Source organism: Streptomyces sp. NPDC051214 (assembly GCF_040682375.1).
Lineage (GTDB): Bacteria > Actinomycetota > Actinomycetes > Streptomycetales > Streptomycetaceae > Streptomyces.
Window position 1 is genome coordinate 656,102 of sequence record NZ_JBFBAT010000002.1, and the last position, 22,445, is coordinate 678,546.

Genomic DNA, 22,445 nt, shown 5'->3' on the forward strand with positions numbered 1-22,445 from the left:
GCCCCCGTCGCACCCTGTCGCGTCTGCCAACCGCATTGTTACGGAAGGGCCTTGCGGCTGTCACCCGCGCCCCGGGCACCGGACGCGCACGGGTGAGGCTGGCGGAAAGGTGCCCTGGCGGCTTCCCGCCAGCACCCGTCAACACCCCCGCAACACAAGCCCCCCGACACTTTTCGCAGCACCCGGGAGCCACCCCCGCCCGGGTCCGACGAAGAGAGGGCACCCATGACCCGATCCCCCGCGTGGCGAAGAGCCAGGCTGCTGCCTGCCGTCGGCCTCGCGTTCGCGCTGCTGCCGGCCGGGCAGGCCGCCACCGCGGCTCCTTCCGCCGCGCCGCAAGGGCGGGCCACCCCCGCCGCGCGCGCCGCCCACACGGTCACCCTGGTGACCGGCGACAAGGTCACCGTGACGGAACTCGGCGGCGGCAAGAGGACCGTCACCGTCGACCGGCCCGCCGGGGCCCCCGGAGCCGTCCGGAGCGAGATCACGGGGGACCGCATCACCGTCGTACCGGACGAGGCGCGGCCCTACCTGAGCGCGGGCACCCTCGACGCGCGGCTCTTCGACGTGACGGAGCTGATACGCCAGGGGCTCGGGGACGAGAAGGGCGGCGCGCTGCCGCTCATCGTCACGTACGGCAAGAACGCCCGCCGGGACTCAGGACCGGCAACGCCCCGTGGCGCCGACAAGGTGCGTGCGCTGCCCAGCGTGGGCGGCCTGGCGGTGAAGGCGGCCGAGCCGGGGACCTTTTGGCGGGACGTCGCTCCGGATGCGGCTCCGGATTCCGCTCCGGGATCCGGCAAGTCGGCGCGTACGAAAGCGGGTTCGGGCGGGGGCCTCGCTGACGGCATCGACAAGATCTGGCTCGACGGCCGGGTCGAGGCCGACATGGCGCAGAGCAACGAGCAGATCGGCACCCCCAAGGCCTGGGAGGCCGGGCTCACCGGCAAGGGCGTGAAGGTGGCCGTCCTCGACACGGGCGTGGACGCGGGCCACCCCGGTCTCAAGGGCCGGGTGGACGCCACCAAGAGCTTCATCCCGGGCGAGGAGGTCGCCGACCGCAACGGTCACGGCACCCATGTGGCGTCGACCGTCGGCGGCAGCGGCGCCGAGTCCGAGGCCGACAAGGAGAGGGGTGTGGCGCCGGGCGCCGCGCTCTCCGTCGGCAAGGTGCTCAGCGACGAGGGCTCCGGCAGCGAGTCGCAGATCATCGCCGGCATGGAGTGGGCGTCCAAGGACGTCGGCGCCAAGGTCGTGTCGATGAGCCTCGGTTCGCAGGAGGCGAGCGACGGCACCGACCCGATGGCGGCCGCGGTCAACACCCTCTCCAAGGAGACCGGCGCCCTCTTCGTCATCGCCGCGGGCAACACCGGCGCCCCCTCCTCGATCGGCTCGCCCGGTGCGGCGGACTCCGCGCTGACCGTCGGTGCCGTCGACTCCGCCGACAAGGCCGCCTACTTCACGAGCCAGGGCCCGCGCGCCGGCGACAACGCCCTCAAGCCGGACCTGTCCGCGCCGGGCGTCGACATCCTCGCCGCCCGCTCCCAACTCACCGAAGGTGAGGGCTACTACACCGAGATGAGCGGCACGTCGATGGCGACGCCGCACATCGCGGGCGTGGCCGCCCTGCTCGCCGAGAAGCACCCCGACTGGAGCGGGGACCGCCTCAAGGACGCCCTGATGTCGACGTCCACGCGACTGGACGCGTCGGCGTACGAGCTGGGCGCGGGGCGGGTCAGCGTGCCCGACGCGATCGACGCGCGGGTCACCGCGACCGGCAGCGCCGACCTCGGCTCCTACTCCTGGCCGTACGAGGACAACAAGCCCGTCACCAGGACGCTGACGTACACGAACGCCTCCGACGCGGCGGTGGAGCTGAGCCTCGCCGCCGAAGGAGCGGCCGAGGGTGTCGCCACCCTCGCCGACAAGACGCTGACCGTCCCCGCGCACGGCACCGCGTCGACCACGGTGACCGGCGACGGCGCGAAGGCGGCCGTCGGCAACACCAGTGGCCGCATCGTCGCGAGCGCTGCCGGGAAGCCTGTCGCGCACACCGCGTTCGGCCTGGTCAAGGAGGAGGAGCGGTACACGCTCACCGTCCACGTCAAGGACCGCGACGGCGCCGCGACCGGAGCCGGCCTCGTCTACCAGCGGCTCGCGGAGCAGGTCGACCCCGTCCAGACGGAGGTCGGTGCGTCCGGCACGCTTGAGCTGCGCCTGAAGCCCGGCACGTACGCGCTCTCCTCCTTCCTCGACGTGCGCGGCGGCAACGGCAAGGACTCCCTGGGTCTTGGCTTCCTCGCCGCGCCCGAGATCGTCCTCGACAAGGACCGCGAAGTCACGCTCGACGGGCGCACGTTGCGCGAGATCGGCGTGGACGTCGGCAAGCGCACGGAGACCCGCCAGCTCCTGATGGAGTACGACCGCCGCGCGAACGGCGCCGTTCTGCAGGGCGCGGTCCAGGTGCCGGTCAAGTACGACAGCGTCTTCGCGGCGCCCACCGAGAAGGTGACCGACGGCAGCTTCGAGTACCGCACCGTCTGGCGCCTCGGCAAGCCGTCCCTGGACGTCAAGGGCCTCGGCGAGGTGGTCGCCCAGCCCGGCGGCACGGTGGGCGACGGCCGGAGCAGACTGCGGATCGTGGACGTGGGCGGCGGCACGGCGGCCGAGTACGCGGGCAAGGACGTCAAGGGCAAGGCCGTGATCGCGCGGCGCGACCCCGGATCGGACGCGACGCCCGCGCAGCTCGGTCAGGCGGCCCAGGACGCGGGGGTGAAGGCGCTGTTCGTGACGGACGACGCGCCGGGCAGGCTCAACGCCTGGTTCGGCACGGACGACAACGCGGACCGGCCGCTGCGGATCGGCACGGTCAACGCCGCCGACGGCGCGCGGCTGCGGGCGGCTGCGAAGGCGGGCCGGACCGTGGAGACGACGGCGACCTCACGCACCCCGTACGTCTACGACGTCTCGGAGGGCCACAAGGGTGCGGTGCCCCGCGACCTGACGTACGAGCCGTCGAAGCGTGAACTGGCCGTCCTGGACACGAAGTTTCACGCGGTGAAGCCCGTCGCGGGCGGCGAGTTCCGCTACTCCCTGACCGACACCTTCGAGGTGGGGATCGGCTTCCAGGAGAAGATCGACTATCCGGTGGAGCGGACGGATTACGCGTCCACGGGAACCGGCCAGCTGTGGCACGAGTCGGTGTCGGTCGGTCCGGGCGTCCTGGAGGAGCGGAGCGGCCTGGTCGCCTACCGGGGCGGCAAGCACGGCGAGCTGAACTGGTTCAGGCCCGTGTGGCACCCGTGGCTGGGCACGGGCCTTGGCTGGGGCCAGCAGCGGACCGGGAACGACCTGGAGTTCAACGTCCCCGGGTGGGGCGATTCCGGGCCCGACCACACGGGGTTCGGTGACGTGTGGAACGACGAATCGATGACGCAGTTCACCGAGGTCCACGCGGACGGGAAGCTGGTCGACCGGCGCCGGAGCTCGGCGGCGTACGCATGGGACGCGAGCCCGGAGCCGACGGCGTACAAGGTCGTGACGGACACGACGCTCGACCCTCAGCGGTGGCGCCTGGCCACGAAGGGCCACTCCGAGTGGACCTTCACGTCGAAGGAGACGCCGAGCGACCGCAAGACCTTCCTGCCGCTCCTCAACCTCGGCTTCGACGTGGACACGGACCTCGCGGGTGACGTGCGGGGTGGCCGGAGCGTGCCGGTGGGGATCTTCTCCGAGTACGTCAAGGGCGCGCCGGACACCGGGACCATCGGCGGCGGCAAGCTCGAGGTGTCGTACGACGACGGGAAGAGCTGGACCGGGGTGAAGCTGGACCGGGACGGCACGAAGGCGGCCTGGAGCGGGAGGCTGAAGGTGCCCGGTTCCGCCGAGTTCATCTCGTTGCGGGCCTCGGCCAAGGACGACCGGGGCGGCTCCGTCACGCAGGAGATCGTGCGGGCCGTCGGGGTGAAGTAGCCGACGGAGGGCCGGACGCGGCGACGCCGCCTCCCCTGGGACGGGGGAGGCGGCGTCGCTGTGAGTACCTCTGGGTGACGTCAGACCAGCCAGCCGAGGAAGTGGGCGATACCGGCGACGACGTCAGTGATGATGTTCATGGTGGTGCTTCTCCTTGTGGGACTTTCAGGATGTTCCAACTCCCGGACCCCGTATGGGACATGAGCCGGGAGCGCTGTAACTACGGTCTGCAGCCCGTCGCTTGCGCACCGTAATCATCGTCAATCACAGAGGCCACATGCAATCTCTGGCGTGACGATCACCTGTTCCAGGGAACATCTGCTCCCCTGTTCGCATCTTGTCGGGGGCACGTCCAGAAGTTGTTAGCCTGCGGGGCGAATAATCGAGCCCAGGAGGCCCAGTGTCACCCGACCGCCCCACGATCGCCCTGGTCACCAGCAGGCCTCAGCTGGAGACCGGCCTCGACCGTGACCTCCCCGAGCTGGCACGCTCGCTCGGCGCGGCGGACGCCGATGTCACCACCGTCTCCTGGGACGACCCGGAGGTCGACTGGGAGCGGTTCGACCTCGTCGTCATCCGGTCCGCCTGGGACTACAGCGAGCGCGTCGCCGAGTTCGTGGCCTGGGCGGGACGGGTCGCGCGGCTCACGGTCCTGGCCAACCCGGCCTCCGTGGTGCGGTGGAACACCGACAAGCGGTACCTCGCGGAACTCGATGCGGCGGGGGTCCCCGTCGTGCCGACCCGCTATCTGGCACCCGGCGACCCGCTGGAGATCCCCGACGACGGCGAGTTCGTCGTCAAGCCCACCGCCGGAGCGGGCGCACGCAATGCCGCCCGGTACGAGAAGGGTGAGTACGACGCCGCCGTACGGCACATCGAGCGCATGCACGGCGAGGGCCTGACCGCGATGGTGCAGCCCTACATGCCGGGCATCGACGAGACCGGCGAACGCGCGCTCGTCCACGTCGGTGGACGGTTCCTGCACGCCGTGCAGAAGGGCGCGGTGCTCGCGCCGGGCGCTGCGTACGACGACGAGAAGATGCCGCACCCCGATCTGCGCCCCTGGCAGCCGACCGCCGCCGAACTCGACGTCGCCGAGCGGGCGTTGGCCGCGGTGCCGGGCTCGCCCGAGCTGCTGTACGCGCGCGTGGACCTCGTCGACGACGCCGACGGCGCGCCCGTGGTCATGGAGCTCGAACTCGTCGAGCCGAACCTCTTCCTCTTCCTGCACGAGGACTCGCTGCCCGCGGTCACCGAGGAGATCCTCACCGCGGCCGGGTAAGCCGGGTAAGCCCGGTAAATGAGGTGGACGTGGCGTCGCAGGCGTGCATACCCTGCCGCCATGTCCAGTCCCGAGTCCGACAGACTCCAGCCACCGGCCGGCATGACCGGTGGCTCTCTCACACGTCACCGGACCCATCGCCGCAGCGCGGACTGACCTTCCCCTTTTTTTCTCCTTGGCGCGGCCGCCGCACGGCTGAGCCGCCGCCTTGTCGACCCCTGACGTGGGTGCGGAGTCTTCTCATGCCATTCGCTCTCTACATGCTCGGACTTGCCGTCTTCGCGCAAGGCACATCCGAGTTCATGCTCTCCGGTCTCGGCCCCGACATCGCCGCCGACCTCGACGTGTCTCTCTCGACCGCCGGAACCCTGACCTCGGCCTTCGCCGTCGGCATGGTCGTCGGCGCGCCGCTGATGGCCGTACTCGGCCGCCGTCGGCCACCCAGGACCGCACTGCTGGCCTTCCTGGTCACCTTCCTGCTCGTCCACGTCGTGGGCGCGCTGACCACCAGCTTCGCCGTGCTGCTCGCGACCCGCGTCGTCGGCGCGCTCGCCAACGCCGGGTTCCTCGCGGTGGCCCTGGTCGCCGCCGTCGGCATGGTCGAGCCGCACGCCAAGGGGCGGGCCACGTCGGTCCTGCTCGGCGGCGTCACCCTCGCCTGCGTCGCGGGAGTGCCGGGCGGCGCGCTGCTCGGGCAGTCCTGGGGGTGGCGGTCCGCGTTCTGGGCGGTGGCCCTCGTCTCGGTGCCCGCCGTCCTCGCGATCCTGCGGTCCGTGCCCGCCGGCGCTCCCGCCGCCACGCAGGCCGACACCCGCGCGGAGCTGCGGTCCCTGCGCGAGCCACGGCTCATGGTGACGCTGCTGCTCGGGGCGCTGGTGAACGGCGCGACCTTCTGTACGTTCACCTACCTCTCGCCGGTGATCACGGACGTCACCGGCTTCTCCGAGAGCTGGGTGCCCGCGCTCCTCGCGCTCTTCGGCGTCGGGTCGTTCATCGGGGTCACCGTCTCGGGGCGGTTCGCGGACGCGCGGCCCGTCCCGTTCCTCCTCACGGGCGCGGTGGCGCTGCTCGCGGGATGGGCGCTCCTCGCGCTGACCGCGGGGAACCCGGTGGCGGCGGTCGTGCTCGTCCTCGTCCAGGGCGCGCTGTCCTTCGGCGTCGGCTCGGCGCTGATCACCCAGGCGCTGTACGCGGCGAGCGGCGCCCCCACGCTCTCCGGCGGCTTCGCCACGGCCGCGCTGAACGTGGGGGCCGCGATCGGTCCCGTGGGCGGCGGCATCGCCCTCGCGGTGGGACTCGGCCACCGCTCGCCGCTGTGGGTCAGCGCGCTGCTCGTGGCGCTCGCGCTCGTGGTGGGGGCGGTGGCGCTCCTGCGCGGGAGAGGTCAGGGGCCGTCCGGGAACGACAGCCGCTGGAGCAGCCCCCAGGTGAACTCCGCGACGCAGCGCCGCGGCTGACCGGCGCTGTCCGGCGCGGTGAAGGCGAGCCGCCAGCGCGTGGGTGCCGTGCCCTCCATCGGGCGGGCCGGCGGAAACGCGCGGGCGGCCTCGTCGACCGTGCACGACCAGGGGGTGAGGTCGTCGAGAGTGTGGAGCGCGGGCCCCGGGGCGCCGGGCGCGCGGATCAGCCACTCGTTCCACACCGCGCCGTTCGGTGCGCGAAGGACCTCGAAGCGCAGGTCGGGCCAGAGCGGCACCGGCCACAACAGGGCCTCGCACTCCAGGTCGCCGATGTGGCGGGTCACGGTGGCCTCGGGCGGGCCGAGGACCGAGCGGTAGCGGGAGGCGGCGCCGCGCGAACGGGGCGAGCGGGACATCGCCTGCCAGCGGCGGTTGGCCTCGCGCATGTCCGCGACGGAGGCGCCGAGCTCGTGGCGGGCCGCCTCCACCAGGTCCGGGTGGTGGTCGGCCATGCGGCGCAACAGGACAAGCTGGAAGGCGAGCGGGGTGAACGGGCCCGATGACCGGGGGCCGGAGGCGGAGCTAGCGGACATGGGCCCCATGGTCGCGCACCGTCGCGGCTCCCGGGCGGCGCCCGTCGGGAAGGAAGAGGACGGAGTTGACGTACCGGGGCCTGCGCGGCGTGAGCACCCGGCGAAGAAGGCCTTGCGAGACGACGTACGACGTGTCGTCCTGGTGCGCCTCCAGGTCGAAGTCGGCGAGCGGCAGCCAGGTGTGATGGGGCAGGACCCAGCCCTCGTAACCATGGTGCCGGGTGAGCAGCTCGACGATCGGCTTGATCGGCTGGATGCGGGACTCCAGCTCGATGAAGAGGGCGGGCCGGTCTCGGGTCAGCAGAGCGTGGGCGCCGTGCAGGACGGGGAGTTCGTTGCCGTCCACGTCGATCTTGATGAAGTCGACGTCGCGCAGGCCGAGCCCGTCCAGGGTGAGACAGGGCACCTCGACCGCCTTGGCGTGGATGTCCCTGCGGATGAGCGAGGAGACCCCGCGGTCCCCGCGGTCGCCCTGCGGCAGCCAGAGCCGTGCCGTGCCGGGGCGGTCGGTGGCCGCGGCCTGGATCACCCGGACGTTGCCGGGCGTGGAGGTCTCCAGGAGCCTGGCCAGATGCGGCACGGGCTCCACGGTCACCACGCGGCGCGCACGCGAGGCAAGGCGGCGCGACCAGGGGCCGTACCAGCCGCCGACGTCGACCGCCGTGCCGCAGTCGCGCGGGCAGAGGTCGGCGAGGCGGGCCAGCTCCGGTTCGAAGCGGGGGTAGACGAGCCGGGCCAGGGAGGCGATGAGCCGGGCGGGGAGGTGCGGGGCGAGGCGGGCGGCCACGGTCTTGTGGGGGTTCGCCCCGGTCTCGCTGGGGCCCGTCACGGGGAGATCCGCTTCAGGAGCTGCTCGTGCTCGTCCTCGGATATCTGCTCTCCCGACGACGGCAGGAGCTGCGGTATGCCGTCGATGATCGGGTAGCGGCGGCGCAGCCGCGGGTTGTAGAGGACCTCGTCCGGCACGAGGGGTTCCGCGGGCTCCAGAAGGTGCAGCGGGCCCTTGTCCAGCGGACAGGCGAGGATCTTCAAAAGCGGGTCTTCGGGGTTCATCAGCTGGTCAACTCCTTGGTCGGGGGCGTCGGTTGAGGGGGCGGCGCGTCATGCTTGGGCATGGCGAGGAGCACGGAGACCGCGAGCGCGGTGCCCGCGATCCGCAGGGCGAGCCGCAGCGGCTCGTCCGGCAGCGGCTCGCCGAACGCCAGCGTGCCGAGTACCGCGGTGAACAGCGCCGTAACCGTCGTGCACACGGGGACGATGAGCGAGGCCCGGCAGCGCTGCAGCGCGGCCTGGGACATGATCAGGCCGAACGCGCCGGTGAACATCAGGAGATACGGGTACGGGGAGGCGAGCAGGTCGAGCAGCGCCGAGCCGAGTTCCTGCGTGGTCAGATAGCTGGACACGCCCTTGATGGCCAGCGAGCTGACCCCGTAGAGCAGGCCGACGGCGACCCCGTACTCGACGCCCGTCGTCGGCAGCCGGTGCCGGTGCTTCGCACGGCGCTCGGCCGATCCGTACAGCAGGACCCCCGCCGCGAGCGACGGCAGACAGACCGTGAGGACCAGCGCGACGGGCGCTCCGTGGCTCACGGTGTCCGCCTCCTCGTCCAGCGAGAGGACCACCATGAGCAGCGCGGCGAGGATGGCCCCGACGGCGTACCGCTCGCGCCCCGACGTCTGCTCGCCGAGCAGCACGGAGGAGAGCAGCAGCAGGAGCACGAGCCCGGAGACGAAGATGCCCTGCGCGGCGGCGATCGGCAGCGTCCGGTAGACGGCGAGCTGCGCGCCGAACCCGGCGGCGAGCGCGAGCGATCCGCCGATCCACAGCGGGCTGGAGACGACTTGCCTGAGCAACCGTGCCGGTTTGCGCACGCTGACCGACGGCATCGCCGTCAGGGCCCGTTTCTCCAGGACGAACCCGGTGCTGTAGAGGACGTTCGCGAGGAGAGCGGCGGTCACACCCCACCACATGGCGTTACGTCCTTCGGGCGTGCAGCAGCAGGATCGACGAGGCGCTCGGCACGGCGCACGCGAGCCGGTCCAGGGCGCGCAGCGGACGCGGTACGCCGTGGAAGGGCGCACCCGCGACGCGCACCACGTCGAAGCCGGACGCGGCGACGAACTCCCGCAGCGCGCGGGCGGTGTAGAGCCGCAGGTGTCCGACGACCTCGCTCCCCGGGCGGCCGTGGATGCCGCGCAGGCTGACCTCGGAGAAGACGGGCTGGACCCCCGCGAGCAGGAGCCCGCGGTTGTACCAGGCGGCGAGGTTGGGCGTGGACAGCATCAGATGGCCCCCTGGCCTGAGCACTCTTCTCAGCTCGTCCAGGGCGCTGTCGGGGTCGACGAGATGCTCGATGACCTCGCTGAACAGCACGGCGTCCGCGGAACCGTCGGCGAACGGGAGCCCGCCGTCGGTGAGTTCACCGCGTACGACGTACGGCAGATGCGCGTGCGCCCGCTTGAGGGCGTCCTGGGACCAGTCGACGCCGACGACGCGATGCCCCGCCAGGAGCGGGGCGGCGGTCGCGGCCGCGGTGCCGTCGCCGCAGCCGATGTCGAGGACGACGGCCGTACGGGCGGTGGCGGGGCCGATGGCGTCGGCGAGCATCCGCGCCTGACGCAGGCTGCGGGCGTCGCCGGAGGCCACGGGGACGGAGGGGTCCTCGTAGAAGTCCCGCAGGTCGCGGGGTGCGGTGCTGGTGCCGGTCAAGGTTTCTTCCCCTCCTCCGTGGGCTCCGTGGGCTCCGTGTGCTCCGTGGCGTGGAGGTAGTGCTCGAAGAGGTCGCGCAGGTGCGCCCCGTCGCCGCTGCTGAGCAGGGTCTTCGACCAGCGCAGCGCCACGTGCAGCCGACCCGCGGTGGACGCCGTGGTCACGGTCAGACCGCGGGGCAGCCGGGCGGGCGCGGAGAACCACACGGCGTGCGCGCGGCCGGCGTCGCCGAAGTCCAGGGAGTACGGGACGCGGCCGATGTTGCTGAGCAGCGTGGTGGACGTCCAGGGCGCGGCGGCTCTGCGCAGGCCACGCGTCACGGCGGCCCTGAGGGTGACGGGCAGGACGGGCGAGGTCAGGAGGGCGGCTCCGCGGCCGAGTTGGGGCCGGGAGAGGGCCTTGAGCGCGCGGGTGCGGTCGGCCGTGCGGCGCAGAAGCGCCCCGATGTCCTCCGGGCTCCACTCCTCGGAGGTCAACTCGGCGGCGCTGAAGGGGACTTCGACGAGCCGGGTGCCGTTCCCGATGGGCATGTCCATGCTGCGGGGCCGGTCGTCGACGGGCATGGTGATCCGGAACGGCTTCGGCCGCGCGCCGTGCTCCCGGTTCCAGTGCGCGATCATCAGGGCGGTCGCCACCATGAGCTGGTCGTTCACGGTGAACGGCGCGCCCTTGGGCCGCCGGGGCACGGGCAGCTCGGCGACGAGCATGCCGTTGCCGGGAGAGGGCTCGGGCGTCCCGCGCGAGACCCTGGCAGGAGGCGCCCACCCGGAGGGCGCGTCCCCCACGTCCACCGCGCTCTCGGCATCGGGGGACGTGGGCGTGCGCGACGGGGGAGCGGCGGGCGAGTTGTCCTGCCCGCCGTACAGCTCGGCGGCGGTGGCAAGCACCCGGAGGCAGGCGGGTCCGTCGAGGGCGGTGTGATTGATGGTGAGGAAGAGGACACTGCCGTCACCCTTGCCGGAGGCCACCGTGTCGCCGCCGTCCCCCTCCTGCGCGATCACCTCCAGGCGGATCGGCGGGGAAGCCGACAGCGGTGGGGCCTCGGAGAGGGAGCGGGTGCGGGCCTTCTTGAGGGCGTCGCGTTCCGGCGCCGGGAACGTCACCACCTCCACGTCCGGCTCCGCCGTCAGCTCCCATTCGTAGCGACGGCGGTACCAGGGCCCCCGCGCCTCCCGCATCAGAATGCGCGGGTGGCGGCGCAGGGCCTCGTCGAACGCGGCCTTCAGGCGGGCCGGGTCCGGGGTGCCGGGCAGGTGGACCTCGATGTGTACCGTCTCCGGCTCCTCCTCCTGGAGGCAGTGCCGGGCGACCTCGTCGACGACGGGGAACGGCACGCGCTGCGGAGGCCGTTCGGGTCCGTCGGCGTGACGCGCCGGGTGATCGAGTGCGGTCATCGGTCGGTGTCCTCCCCGGAGGTGGACGGCGCCGCGGCTCCCGCGAGCCCCTCCGATTTCCTTGGCCCGCGCCGCCTGAAGCGCGTGGTCCGCGTGGTCCGCGCACCCGGCGGTGCCGGTTCCGGCTGGGCCGCCGCGGGGCCCCTGGCCGAGATGGTCGAACTGGTGGCCCGCGGGTCGCCGCCCGCGTCGGAGCCCGCGTCGGCACCGGGCCCGCTCTCCCCGCGCTTGCGGCGCGGCAGCGGAGTCGTCCCCAGGTCCCGGTCAGGCCCCGGCGACGGTGTGCCACCGCTCACCGGGGGAGGCGGCATCACCGGGGGAGCGGCGGGCGGAGGCTGGTGCGGAGGCGGCTCGTACGGAGCGAACTCGCCGCCGCCACCGGGTCCCGCGGCAGTCGCGGTGGTCCCCTCCTGGGCACCCTTCACACTCACCAGCGCCGCGAACAGGGCGATCAGCGCGAGCAGCTGGGCGAGGGGGCCGAACGCGCCCTCGTCAGCCGTGCTCGGCTCACCCGCACCGATGGCCGCCGCGATCCCCGCCCCGGCCATCGCCACGAAGGCGAGCGGCACGAGCAGTGCGTGACGGCGCCAGGCGAGCAGCGCGAGCGCCGGCACGAGCAGCGCGAACCAGCCCGCGATCACCACGCCCACCAGGGTCAGCGCGACCGTGCCCAGGATCAGGCCCGGGGCGGGCGGCGCCAGGTCCGGACCGTCCGGGTTCGGCTCGCGGCGCTTGATCAGGACAAGCGCGATCAGGGCGAGGATGCCCACACCGCCGCCGATCAGGCCGATCTCGTAGATCCGCGAGGGCTCGTAGGAGAGCTTGACCGTGCCGCCCTCACCCTTGGGGACCAGGAAGCCCTGCTGCCAGCCGTCCAGACGTACGGACGACAGCTCCTTGCCGTTGAGCGTCGCCTTCCAGCCGTCGTTGATGTTCTCGAAGGTCGAGAGGTACGAGGCCGAACCCGCGCCCACCGACACCTCGCGCCGGTCGCCGAGCCAGTCCTTGATGTCCAGGGAGCGTGACTCCTCGTCGATCGCTCCCGGCGTCCCCTGCGTCATCGAGACGTCCATGAGGGCGAGCGGGCCCCCGTCCCCGGCCTCGACGGTGTGCTTGCCCGCGCCGAGCGACAGGGTCGTGTTCTCCGAGCCGCGCGAGCAGAGCGTCACCTCGATGGGCCGCCGCTCGATGAGGTCCCGTACGGAACCCTTCGCGCTCGTCGCGTGCAGCTTGCCGTCGACGGCGAGCACCGGGCCCTCACCGCAGGCGAGTTCGAACTTCTTGGACGCCGCCGGCTGCTTCGTCCGGAACTTGTCGAGCGCCGGGACGTAGACCTCGGTGAGGCCCACCGGCAGCTGCAGTTCCTTGTCCGCCACCGGGTTGTGGACCGCCAGCGGCGCGGTCTCGGTGATGGTGATGGTCAGCTCGTCCGTGGTGATCGGCGGGAAACGCGTGTTGCCGTTCTCGTCGACGCCGGCGATCGCCGCGCCGTCCGGGGAGCTGATCTCGACCTTCTCGGGCCGGGTCGAGAGCCCGCCCGCGGCCGGCAGGACGACCTCGCCGACCGGCACCTTGCCCTTCCACTTCAGGTGCACCACGGGCCTGTCGCCGGCGATCCACGCCGTCGTCAGGTCGCCGTCCGTGAGGTTGCGCGGCGAGAGACCGCCGCCGAGCCTCGACGTGGAGTCGGCGCTCGCGATGATCTGGTCCTGCTGCTCGGGCGCCACCTTGTAGAGCAGCTCGTCGAGCTCGGACCCCGCCACGGGGAGCGCGCTCGCCTTCACCTCGTACTCGCCCTCGGCCGGAGTGGTGAAGCGGCGGTGCAGCCCCGACTCGGTGTTCACCGGCGAAAGGGCGCTCGGGTCGGAGGCGCGGTGCATCGAGTACGTCGTGGCGTCGGCGCCCTCGGCGGGCGTCCTGGCCTGGGACCCGGTGTCCGTGGGCAGTTGCAGCAGCTTCGTCACGCGCACACCCGGAACGGTGATCTCCGAGAACCCGGCGCCGGTCAGGCCCTCGTGGCCGATCTCCGCGTCCAGGATGGTGAGCTTCAGCCAGCTCGAGTCACCCTCGGGCGCCTTGATGCTCTGACGCATGCCGTTGGGCTTCAGCGAACTCGTGCGGCTGCCCTGCTCCGTCTCCACGCGCACCTTGGTGGGCGCGGCCCGCACGCCTTCCTGCGGCAGCGGCGTGACCCGGAGCATGGACGGAATCGACTCCTTGGCCCGGAACTCGGCCTTGATCCACGCGCCCTTCGGCTTTCCGGGGCTCCCCTCGGCCCATGACGTGGCCGGGTTGCTGTCGAAGGCGTTCACGGGGTCGTACTGCGGCAGGTGGAAGAGCCAGTTGCCGTAGCTGGACGCCGTCACGGACTTCGCGCCGCGCAGGTAAGCCGTCGTCTGGTGCTCGATCCCGGTGGTGGGCAGGATCTGGTGCGGCTTCTTGCCCGGCTCCTGTAGGGCCCCGCTCGCGTTGCGTTCGTCCGGCGTGTAGGTGTACGAGGTGTTGGAGCTGACCAGGCCGAAGCGGGTGTCCGCGCGGCGCAGGCCGTCACCGACCGCCTGCAGACCGGGAGTTCCGACGCCCGGGTGGTTGTCGCCCGTCAGGACGGAGGGGCGGTCGCGCATCGAGGGGTCGGCGGACAGCTGGAGCAGCGCCTCGGGGCCACCGCTCACCACGGCCGTGTTCGAGACGGGCTTGATCCCGGCCTGGCCGGGCCGCTCGGCGCCCGTGCCCGGTGCGTAGATCTCCACCGCGCGCTCACGCGGGTAGAGGCCCTCGACCTGGAGGGGCGTGTCCTTCGGGATGATCCCGCCGGTCTGTGTCGGACCGAAGCCGGTGACCCGCTTGAAGCCGGACTCCTCGAGGGTCCGCTTCACGGTCGCGGACGGCACGTTGCCGACCTGGTCGGGGTCGAGGTCATTGCGTACGACGACGTAGTACAGGCCCGCACGCGTCAGATAGTCCTGCAGACCCGGGACCGCGCCGCCGGTCGTGAGCGCCTGCTCCACCGCGTCCATCGCGCGCCGGTTGCCGGGCGTGCCGAACGGGACGTAGTCCCGCTGCGCCCAGCGCGACTCGGCGAGCACGTCGAGGGGCTGGTCGATGGGCGAGCCCCAGGTGTAGATGCCGTGCGCGGTGGCGGGCACCACGAGCGCGCGGGAGTCGGGGGAGTACTTCTTCAGCCAGTCGCCCGTCGCCTCCCAGTAGTCGGGCAGCTTCTGGAACGAGCCGGGCTGCAGGATCGAGCCGTTCAGGTAGGGGAAGGCGAGACCCGGCAGCACGAGCAGGGCGGCGATCAGCGGGGCGAACTTGCGCCCGCGCACCGGCCGCGCCCCGCGTGCCTGTGCGGCCACGCCCACGAGGTGCATCAGGCCGAAGACCAGCGCGAGCGCGAGGCCCGTCTGGAACTTGTAGATGTTGCGGAAGGGGACGAGCCCGCCGTTCAGCCACGACTGCACCGTCTCGTGGAAGGGCGCGCCGAACGAGCCGCCGTATCCCGCGAGGGTGATCAGCGCGACCGAGAGCACGGTCAGGACGAGCCAGCGCCGCTCGGGCAGGTCACGCCGCGCGAGCCCGGCGAGGCCCAGTGCGGCGGCGAACGCCGAGCAGACCACGACGATCACGGACGTCGCGACCGTCCATCCCGCGGGCAGCCACGCCTCGCCGAAGTGCAGATAGGCGACCCAGTTGCCGGCGCCGCGCAGGGTCTCCGTGGCCGACATCGTGCCGGTGGTCGTGGCGGAGTTCTCCACGTAGGGCAGGAAGTTCTCGCCGTAGATGCCGAGCATCAGGAGCGGCACCACCCACCAGGCGGTGGCGAGGATGACTCCGGGCACCCACCAGGTGATCAGCTTCCGCTTGCGGGGGCCGTTCGGTCTCGACAGGAGATACAGGCCCACCGGAAGGAGGGACGCCAACGTCGCCGCCGCGTTCACGCCGCCCATGAAGGGGATGAAGAGCGCCGAGCGCAGGGCCGCCGAGCGCGCGCTGATGCGGTCGTTCGTCAGCGGGAGCAGCACCCACGGCAGGAGGGCGCCGGGCAGCGCCGCCGCCGACGTCGATCCGACGACGATCGTGAAGGTCGGCCACAGGGCGTACGCCACCGCGCCGAGCAGCCGGCTCGCGCTGCTGCCTATGTTCAGCCGCTCCGCGAGCCGCAGCGCACCCCAGAAGGCGGTCGCCACGATCAGCGAGAGCCAGAGGCGCTCCGCGAGCCACACGGGGAGCTGGACGAGGTCGGCCGAGCCGTAGAACGGCAGCATCGGCCACGTGTAGCCGACGTACTGGTCCTGGATGCCGCCGAATCCGCCCCGGTCGTGCCAGAGCTGGCCCAGGTCGGAGAGGAACTGCCAGGGGTCGACGGCGACCCCCAGCTTCGTGTCGAACGTCATCCGCCCCGGCTTCACGGCCAGGAAGAGGACGAACACCACGGCCCAGAACCCGAGCAGCCAGCGCTTGGAGCGCGGGCCTCTGCCGGGTTCGGGGGCGTCAGCCGTCGGCCGGACTGCCGCCGGGGGTGGAGCCTGGACCGTGGTCATGGACACCGCCTGAGGATGAGAAGGAGATTCCAGGTGGCGAACTCGCGTACACCCGGCACTTTGGTGATGCCACTGGCCAGGAACGGCCAGTAGCGGGACCGTGCGGACACGACGGACACGTCTTCCCTCGCCCGCACTTGGCGCAGGGTCGGGCCGACGTGGTGAGCGAAGAGGTTCTCGCCGAGCGTGTGTTTGGCTGCTTTACCGGTACGTCGTTCATAGCGGGCGCGCCCACGGGCGCCGCCCAGGTAGTGCCAGGGCGCCCACTCGTGGCCGCCCCACGGCGAGTACCAGTTGGTGAAGGAGACATAGATCAGGCCGCCCGGCCTGGTCACCCGCACCATCTCGCTGAGGAACGTCTGCGGGTCGTCCACGTGCTCGAGGACGTTGGAGGAGAAGGTGACGTCGGCGACGCCGTCCGCCAGCGGGAGCAGATACCCGTCGGCGACGACGGAGCCCTCCGGCGGCTTGGCTCCCAGCTCGGCCGGGTCCGGCTCGAACAGGAAACTCTGGGCGCCGCGGCGCCGGAACTCCTCGGTGAAATAGCCACCGCCGCCGCCGACATCGACGACGACACGGCCCTTGACCGGTCCGTAGGCCTCGACCTGGTCGGCGGCGTCACGGGCGAGCAGGGTGTAACACCGCTCGGGCTCTTGCTGCTCGCGCAGGAAGGCCCGGAAGAGGGTGGCGGATCGGCGCAGGGACGGGTCCTTCACGTGGACCCCTGGGCTGCCTGGTGCGTGACGATCGCCTCGGAGGCCACCGCCTGGAACTCGCGCACGGAGTTGGCCCACCGGTAGCTGGTGGCCCGTTCGCCCGCCGCCTTGCCGAAGGTCTCGCGGCGCTCGGTGCTCAGCGCCAGGGTGCACCAGGCGGCGGCGAAGGAACTCTCGCCCCGGGCGAGCAGCCCGGTCACGCCGTCCTCGATGGAGTCACGTACGCCCGGTACGTCGAAGCCGATGGCCGGGGTCGAGCGCGTCGCCGCCTCGGTGATCACCAGGCCCCAGCCCTCCACGGCGGAGGGGTGCAGGAGCATCCACGCCTCGCAGAGCAGCCGGTGCTTCTCGGCCTCGGAGACATGGCCCTTGAACTCGACGCCGGGTCCCGCGATCTGTTCGAGCCTGCCGCGCTCGGGTCCGTCGCCCACGATCACCAGGCGTCCGCCGGTGACGGGCCTGACCCGCTCCCAGAGGCGGAGCAGCAGATCGATGCGCTTGTACTCGACGAGCCGTCCCATCGCCAGGAACATCGGCTCGTCCGAGCGGGGGTGGAGCGGACCCGGCTCCTCGACCCCGTTGTGGACTATGCGTATGCGCTCACGGTCGACGCCTATCGCACGCAGCGCGGTGGCCGTCGACGGCGAGACGGCCACCAGGAGATTGCCGCGCTGGGCACCGGAGAGCGACCAGTGTTCGAGTCTTCGGCCGAGCCGGGCCGCGGGGGCGAGGGCACCCTGGAAGCGCATCCCCCACAGATCGGTGTGCACGTGGTTGACCAGGCACAGCGTGGGCCCGCGGTGCCACAGCGGCGCCAGGTACGGCATGCCGTTGCAGACCTCGACGAGGAGGTCGCAGTCGCCGACCTGCCGGGTGAAGGCGGAGCGCGAGCGCAGATAGTGCCCGAGGTCCCCGCCCGCCGACACGACGCGGTAGTCACGGAAGGCCGCAGGGCCTCCGCACAGGAGGGTGACCTGATGGCCGAGCTTGCTCAGGCCGTCGGCCAGCCGGTCGACGAGCAGTTCGGATCCGCCCGCGGCCGGATTCGCCAGGTCGCGCCGGGCGAGAAAAACGATCCGGCGCGGCTGCGGGGGAGGTGCCGGTAGCCGTTGCGCGACCCGCGGGGTTGCGGCGCGCAGCGGAGAAGGCACGTGCTGGGGCATGCGTGCTCCAACTCGTCAGGGTGCGGAACCGTGAGGTCGCTATGGGGGGTTGCACCGTTCGGGGGTCGCTTGCGGAGGTGCTGTGCTGTGACTGTGCGGGGCTGGTGCGGGGGCGGTGCGGGGACTGTGCTGGGGTGGGACCGTTAGTTTTCGCCGCAGTGTTCGACGCGGCTACTCACCGAAGTGACAACTTTCGGGGTTTCAACTGCTGACGTCTCATCACATCGTGGTGGGTTGCAGGGCGGTTGGTGACGTATCGCTATTCGGACCGCTCGGCTCCGCCGCGGAACCCGGCCCTCCGGGCCCTTGCGCCCCACGGTCGGAACGCCGTCCGCGCAGAACGAGAACGCCTCCCGCGAGGGTGAGCAGCGCACCCAGCACACCCGCACCGACCGGCAGCGTCTCGCCCAGGAGCTTCAGCCGGCTGCTGTCGTCGTCCGCGAGCTTGACCTGCGCCTTCTGGGTCTTCTCGGTGAACGCGATGCGCTTGCTCTCGAGCAGCACCGTCGCGTCCTTGTCCGAGCCGGGCGCGCGCAGCGTCTTGCGGGGGCCGATCGCCGCGTAGATGATCCGGCCCGTGCGCTTGTCGGCGACCAGCTCGACGCCGTGGTTGGAGTACCACTCCTCGGCGAGCACGTTGCTGCGCTTGGGCTGCCCCACCAGGCGGCCCGGCACCAGACGGGTCCCGGTCTTGGCGGGCTTCACCTTGGCGGTGAAGCGGTAGCCCTCGTAGCCCTGGATCTTCTTCGTGCCCCGGAAGGTCAGCGGGACGGTCGCGCCGAGGGTGTTGTCCCACCACACGTAGGAGCGTCGCTCCACGTCGAAGGGGAACTTGAGGTAGGCCTCGCCCTCGAAGTAGGGCTTCTCGTCGCAGCAGTGCACCGGCTTGTTCGTCTCGCGGTCGGTGACCCAGCGCTCCTGCGTGAACTGGAGCGCGTCGTGCGGGTTCGAGGCCGGCAGCGACTTGTCCGGATCGACGGACGTGACCACGTCCCAGACGGCGTGCTCGCTGTTGCTGTCGTCGACGTCGCCGCGTACCTGGCGCGTGATCGTGAGGTTCTTGTTATGGACCGTCTTGATCTTCCCGGTGTCGAAATAGCTTCCTTTGCCCTCGAACACGGTGGTGGTGTCGATGTCGACGGGCGTGCGTTTCGCCCGTGGCTCGACGTACCACGCGAGCATCGGGGCCAGGACGAGCAGAAAAACGCCGATTCCGAGCAGGATCAGCGAGAGGGGTGAGGCTGTGCGGCGCATCCGGCACTCCTGGTGGCGGGTGAGAAGTGTTACCGAGCCGTAGGGGCCGGAACGCTAGGCGGACCCTTGACGAAGTGTCAATGCGTTGATGAAACTGTGCACCAACCGGGTGGGGCCGGTGAGGGACTGTGCGCACGGGCTATCCGCGCGACCTGGGTGGGGACGACCTCCAGCAGAGAGGCTGACCCTGACATGCACCGATTGCTCGCCGCCGGTCTGACCGTCGTAGCCGCCGCGGCACTCGCCGTGGCCGCCTCGTTCGGCGTCGTCGCGCTCCTGAACGCGACCCCGGAACAGCCCAACACCCCCCTCGTGCACTACGAGACTGCCCCGCGGGGACAGTGAGTGACCGTGCCCGTGACCGAGAGCCAGGGGTCACTTTCCGTCCGCTCCGCCTGGCGCGACGTACCGCCCCTGCAGGTGCGCCGGTTCGCCGCGCTCGCCCTGGACGAGGTGCCCGCCCTGGCGCAGGACATCCTGCGGCAGATCCGCTCCGAGTACCCCGGCCTGCCCGTCGTCCTCGACGACTCGGGCGAACCCATGGCGCTCATCGGCATACGCCGTGCCCTGGAGGGGTTCGTCCAGCAGATCGCCTCCGCCGAGGGCGGGCGGCCGTGCTACCCCCTTGAGGTCTTCCAGGAATTCGGCAGGGGCGAGGGCCTGCACGGCCGCAGCCTCGACTCGCTCCAGGCGATCTACCGCCTCGGCGTACGGCTCGCCTGGCGCCGCCTGGCCGAGATAGGTCAGCAGATCGAGATCCCGCCGCCGGCCATGTACGAACTGGCCGAGTCGGGCTTCGAGTATCTGGACGGCCTGGTCGACCAGTCCGTCCGCGGATACGCCGAGGCCGCGGCCCGGCAGGCGGGCGAGAGGCTGCGCCTGCAGCGCAAGCTGATGGACCTGCTGCTCTCCGAGCGGCGCGGGGACCCCGGGGCGTCGGCTCCGGTCGACTTCGGTCACTCCTCCGGCGCCTCCGCCGCACCGGGACAGCCCGGAGCCCGCAGCGCCCTCGACGAACGGGCGGCCCGCGTGGGCTGGCAGCTGCCCGAGCGGGTCGCCGTCGGGGTGCTCCTGCGCCCCGCGAGGGAGGCCGTGGCGCCCGCCGTCGGCCAGGGCGTGCTGCTCGACATGGAGACGGAACAGCCCCGCATGGTCGTCCCCGACCCCGACGCGGCGGGCCGTCCCGAGCTCCTGCGGCGCGCCATGGCCGGCTGGTCCGGCGCGATCGGGCCGCCCGTGCCCCTTGCCGACGCGGCGAAGTCGCTGCGCTGGGCGCAGGCCGCGGTCCGCCTGATGGAACGCGGACTGCTGCCCTCCGGTGAGGTCCTGCACTGCACCGAGCACACCGAGGCCCTGGTCCTGCTTCAGCCCGAGGAGCTCATCGAGGACCTGGCCCGCCGCTGCCTGGCGCCGCTCGCGCACTGCGGGCCCGCGCACGGCCGCCGGCTTGCCGAGACCCTGCTCGCCTGGCTGGAGACGCGGGGCGGCGCACCGGAGGTCGCGGCCCGCCTCGGGGTGCACCCGCAGACGGTGCGCTACCGCCTGCGGCAGATCAGGGAACTGTGGGGAGACGAGGTCGACGACCCGGACCGCCGCTTCGAGCTCGAACTGGTCCTCAGGGCACGGCGGTTGAGGGGAGAACTGGGCCGCGCGGGCTGAGGCGCACGGCCCAGGCTCCCGGAGCCGTGCTTGCGGGTAGCCTGCCGCAATGGTCGCAATCGACATCGCGGTACGCGCGCAGGCAGCACTCGGCGAGGGCCCCACCTGGGACTCCGCCGCCAAGCGGCTCATCTGGGTGGACATCCTGAGCTCACGCGTCCACACGTACGACCCGTCGAGCGGGCACCGCTCGGTCCTGGCCACCGAGCAGCACGTGGGCGCCGCGAAGCCGCGCGCGGGCGGCGGCCTCGTGGTCAACCTCCGGGACGGCGTGGGCCTTTACGACGCGATGGCCGACGGCGGCGCATTCCGCTGGCTGCACCGCGAGGTCGTGCCGGGCCGCCGGGGAAACGACGCGGCGGTCGCTCCCGACGGGGCGCTGTGGGCGGGCACGATGCGTTACGACGAGGGGAAGGGCGGCGGCAATCTGATCCGGCTGACCGGTGACGGCGCATGGGACGACGTCCTTTCCCGTATCTCCGTCAGCAACGGCATCGGCTGGAGCCCGGACGGCCGGCTCATGTACTACATCGACACCCCGACGCGCCGCATCGACGTCGTGGAACTGCGCGACGACCAACTCCCGCGCTCCAGGCGGCCCTTGGTGACGATCGAGGCCGACGCCGGATACCCCGACGGCCTCACCGTCGACGCCGACGGCTGTATCTGGGTCGCCCTGTGGGACGGCGCCGCCATCCGCCGTCACACCCCGACCGGCGCCCTGGACCGGGTGATCGAGCTGCCGGTGGCCCGCCCGACCGCGTGCGCGTTCGGCGGCGCGGGGCTGCGCGACCTCTACATCACCTCCGCCCGTACGGGACTTGAGGCGCCGCACCCCCTGTCCGGGTCGGTGCTCGTGCTCCCGGACGCGGGGCAGGGCGTGGCGCAGGCGGCGTTCGCCGGATAGGGGCTGATCAGGCGGTTTGCCGTACATCGGCCGCACATCGGACGTCCGCGCCGCTGGAACATTCGATTCCGCACACAACCTTCACGGCAGCGGCTTCCTCTGTCACCCGTGGCTCACTTAGCCTCCATGCCTCATGGACTACTGCCACCCGTGCCACAGGCACCTCAACGGCGCCCTGGCCTGCCCGGGGTGCGGCACCCCGGCCGACGCCTGCCGTGAGTACGCGGAGGCGGTCGCCGCGCAGGACGACGCGCCGGGTTCCGAGCGCCCGTACGACGACGAGGCGCCGCGCGGCAGGAGCCGCCGCCGGGAGCGGGGGCGCCGGGCGGCGCACCGTCGCAGGCGCCGCAAGATCCTCCTGGTCACCGCCGGGCTCGCGCTCGCGGCCGGTGGCCTGAGCCTGGCCGAGCTCGGCATCGAGGGGCCGTCGGAGGAACCGGCGGCGGCGTCCGCGCCGGACGCGGAGGCGAGCCGGTCCGCGTCCGGGAAGCCGACGGACCCGGGCGGCGGGGCGACCACGGGCGACGGTGCCACGTCGGCGACACCCTCGGCGTCGGCATCCGCGACGGGCGAGGAGTCCAAGAAGGCCAAGGACGGCAAAGGCGGCAAGGGCGAAGAGGGCGACAAGGACGGCGAGGAGACGCAGGAAGCCGGCCAGCAGCCGGACGCGACCACTCCGGGCACGACCTCCGCGCCGGACGCACCGGACTCGCCCGATGCGCCGGGCACTCCCGGGACCTCAGGCCCCACCACGCCACCGCCGAGCTCGCAGCAGCCGGACCCGACCCCCGAACCGGAGCCGTCGAAGACGTGCGACCGCTTCCTGTGGTGGTGCACGTAAGAAAGGCTCGTCCGGTG

Annotated in this window: 17 protein-coding genes; 7 read left to right on the plus strand and 10 right to left on the minus strand. The window is 72.1% G+C overall.

Annotated elements, in window-relative coordinates; translation table 11 throughout:
* Positions 1–225 precede the first annotated feature (225 nt).
* The 3 genes from AB0M70_RS07305 to AB0M70_RS07315 all read left to right on the plus strand — a co-directional run bounded on the left by AB0M70_RS07305 (position 226) and on the right by AB0M70_RS07315 (position 6,711).
* The gene (locus AB0M70_RS07305) at positions 226–3,972 is read left to right on the plus strand and encodes a S8 family serine peptidase (protein WP_365817250.1); all 3,747 of its coding nucleotides are present in this window, start codon (positions 226–228) and stop codon (positions 3,970–3,972) included.
* Between the two features lie 400 nt (positions 3,973–4,372).
* Entirely contained in the window at positions 4,373–5,254 is an 882-nt protein-coding gene (locus tag AB0M70_RS07310; RefSeq protein WP_365817252.1) for a hypothetical protein, read from the plus strand.
* A gap of 242 nt (positions 5,255–5,496) precedes the next feature.
* Entirely contained in the window at positions 5,497–6,711 is a 1,215-nt protein-coding gene (locus tag AB0M70_RS07315) for a Cmx/CmrA family chloramphenicol efflux MFS transporter (protein WP_365817254.1), read from the plus strand.
* Here the strand turns inward: AB0M70_RS07315 and AB0M70_RS07320 are convergent.
* The 10 genes from AB0M70_RS07320 to AB0M70_RS07365 form a co-directional block, all read right to left on the minus strand.
* Positions 6,639–7,247 (minus strand): hypothetical protein, encoded by a 609-nt coding sequence (locus AB0M70_RS07320; protein ID WP_365817256.1) that lies wholly within the window; start codon positions 7,245–7,247, stop codon positions 6,639–6,641. The two genes, AB0M70_RS07315 and AB0M70_RS07320, sit on opposite strands and share 73 nt — an antisense overlap.
* Complete coding sequence (locus tag AB0M70_RS07325; protein ID WP_365817258.1) at positions 7,237–8,076, minus strand: FkbM family methyltransferase; 840 nt, start codon at positions 8,074–8,076, stop codon at positions 7,237–7,239. Before AB0M70_RS07325 ends, AB0M70_RS07320 begins: the two co-directional genes overlap by 11 nt.
* The gene (locus AB0M70_RS07330) at positions 8,073–8,300 is read right to left on the minus strand and encodes a Trm112 family protein (protein WP_363208541.1); all 228 of its coding nucleotides are present in this window, start codon (positions 8,298–8,300) and stop codon (positions 8,073–8,075) included. Before AB0M70_RS07330 ends, AB0M70_RS07325 begins: the two co-directional genes overlap by 4 nt.
* A complete protein-coding gene (locus tag AB0M70_RS07335; protein ID WP_365817605.1) occupies positions 8,300–9,205 on the minus strand; it encodes a hypothetical protein in 906 nt (301 codons plus the stop codon). Before AB0M70_RS07335 ends, AB0M70_RS07330 begins: the two co-directional genes overlap by 1 nt.
* A gap of 16 nt (positions 9,206–9,221) precedes the next feature.
* The gene (locus AB0M70_RS07340; protein WP_365817260.1) at positions 9,222–9,956 is read right to left on the minus strand and encodes a class I SAM-dependent methyltransferase; all 735 of its coding nucleotides are present in this window, start codon (positions 9,954–9,956) and stop codon (positions 9,222–9,224) included.
* Entirely contained in the window at positions 9,953–11,350 is a 1,398-nt protein-coding gene (locus tag AB0M70_RS07345) for a condensation protein (protein ID WP_365817262.1), read from the minus strand. The genes AB0M70_RS07340 and AB0M70_RS07345 overlap by 4 nt, the downstream gene beginning before the upstream one ends.
* Positions 11,347–15,888, minus strand: coding sequence for a DUF3367 domain-containing protein (locus tag AB0M70_RS07350; RefSeq protein WP_365817264.1), 4,542 nt, complete (start codon positions 15,886–15,888; stop codon positions 11,347–11,349). The genes AB0M70_RS07345 and AB0M70_RS07350 overlap by 4 nt, the downstream gene beginning before the upstream one ends.
* Positions 15,885–16,604, minus strand: coding sequence for a class I SAM-dependent methyltransferase (locus AB0M70_RS07355; RefSeq protein WP_365817266.1), 720 nt, complete (start codon positions 16,602–16,604; stop codon positions 15,885–15,887). Before AB0M70_RS07355 ends, AB0M70_RS07350 begins: the two co-directional genes overlap by 4 nt.
* Positions 16,601–17,767, minus strand: a complete 1,167-nt coding sequence (locus tag AB0M70_RS07360; protein WP_365817268.1) for a glycosyltransferase family 4 protein — start codon at positions 17,765–17,767, stop codon at positions 16,601–16,603. The genes AB0M70_RS07355 and AB0M70_RS07360 overlap by 4 nt, the downstream gene beginning before the upstream one ends.
* Before the next feature lie 219 nt (positions 17,768–17,986).
* Complete coding sequence (locus AB0M70_RS07365) at positions 17,987–19,021, minus strand: DUF3068 domain-containing protein (RefSeq protein WP_365817270.1); 1,035 nt, start codon at positions 19,019–19,021, stop codon at positions 17,987–17,989.
* Between the two features lie 192 nt (positions 19,022–19,213).
* On the opposite strand from AB0M70_RS07365, the gene AB0M70_RS07370 reads away from it, so the two are divergent.
* From AB0M70_RS07370 to AB0M70_RS07385, 4 genes are all read left to right on the plus strand, one after another.
* A complete protein-coding gene (locus tag AB0M70_RS07370) occupies positions 19,214–19,366 on the plus strand; it encodes a hypothetical protein (protein WP_365817272.1) in 153 nt (50 codons plus the stop codon).
* Positions 19,367–19,378: 12 nt separating this feature from the next.
* Complete coding sequence (locus AB0M70_RS07375) at positions 19,379–20,680, plus strand: helix-turn-helix domain-containing protein (RefSeq protein ID WP_365817607.1); 1,302 nt, start codon at positions 19,379–19,381, stop codon at positions 20,678–20,680.
* Between the two features lie 49 nt (positions 20,681–20,729).
* A complete protein-coding gene (locus AB0M70_RS07380) occupies positions 20,730–21,587 on the plus strand; it encodes an SMP-30/gluconolactonase/LRE family protein (RefSeq protein WP_365817275.1) in 858 nt (285 codons plus the stop codon).
* A gap of 133 nt (positions 21,588–21,720) precedes the next feature.
* A complete protein-coding gene (locus AB0M70_RS07385; protein WP_365817277.1) occupies positions 21,721–22,428 on the plus strand; it encodes a hypothetical protein in 708 nt (235 codons plus the stop codon).
* The last annotated feature ends 17 nt before the right edge of the window (positions 22,429–22,445 follow it).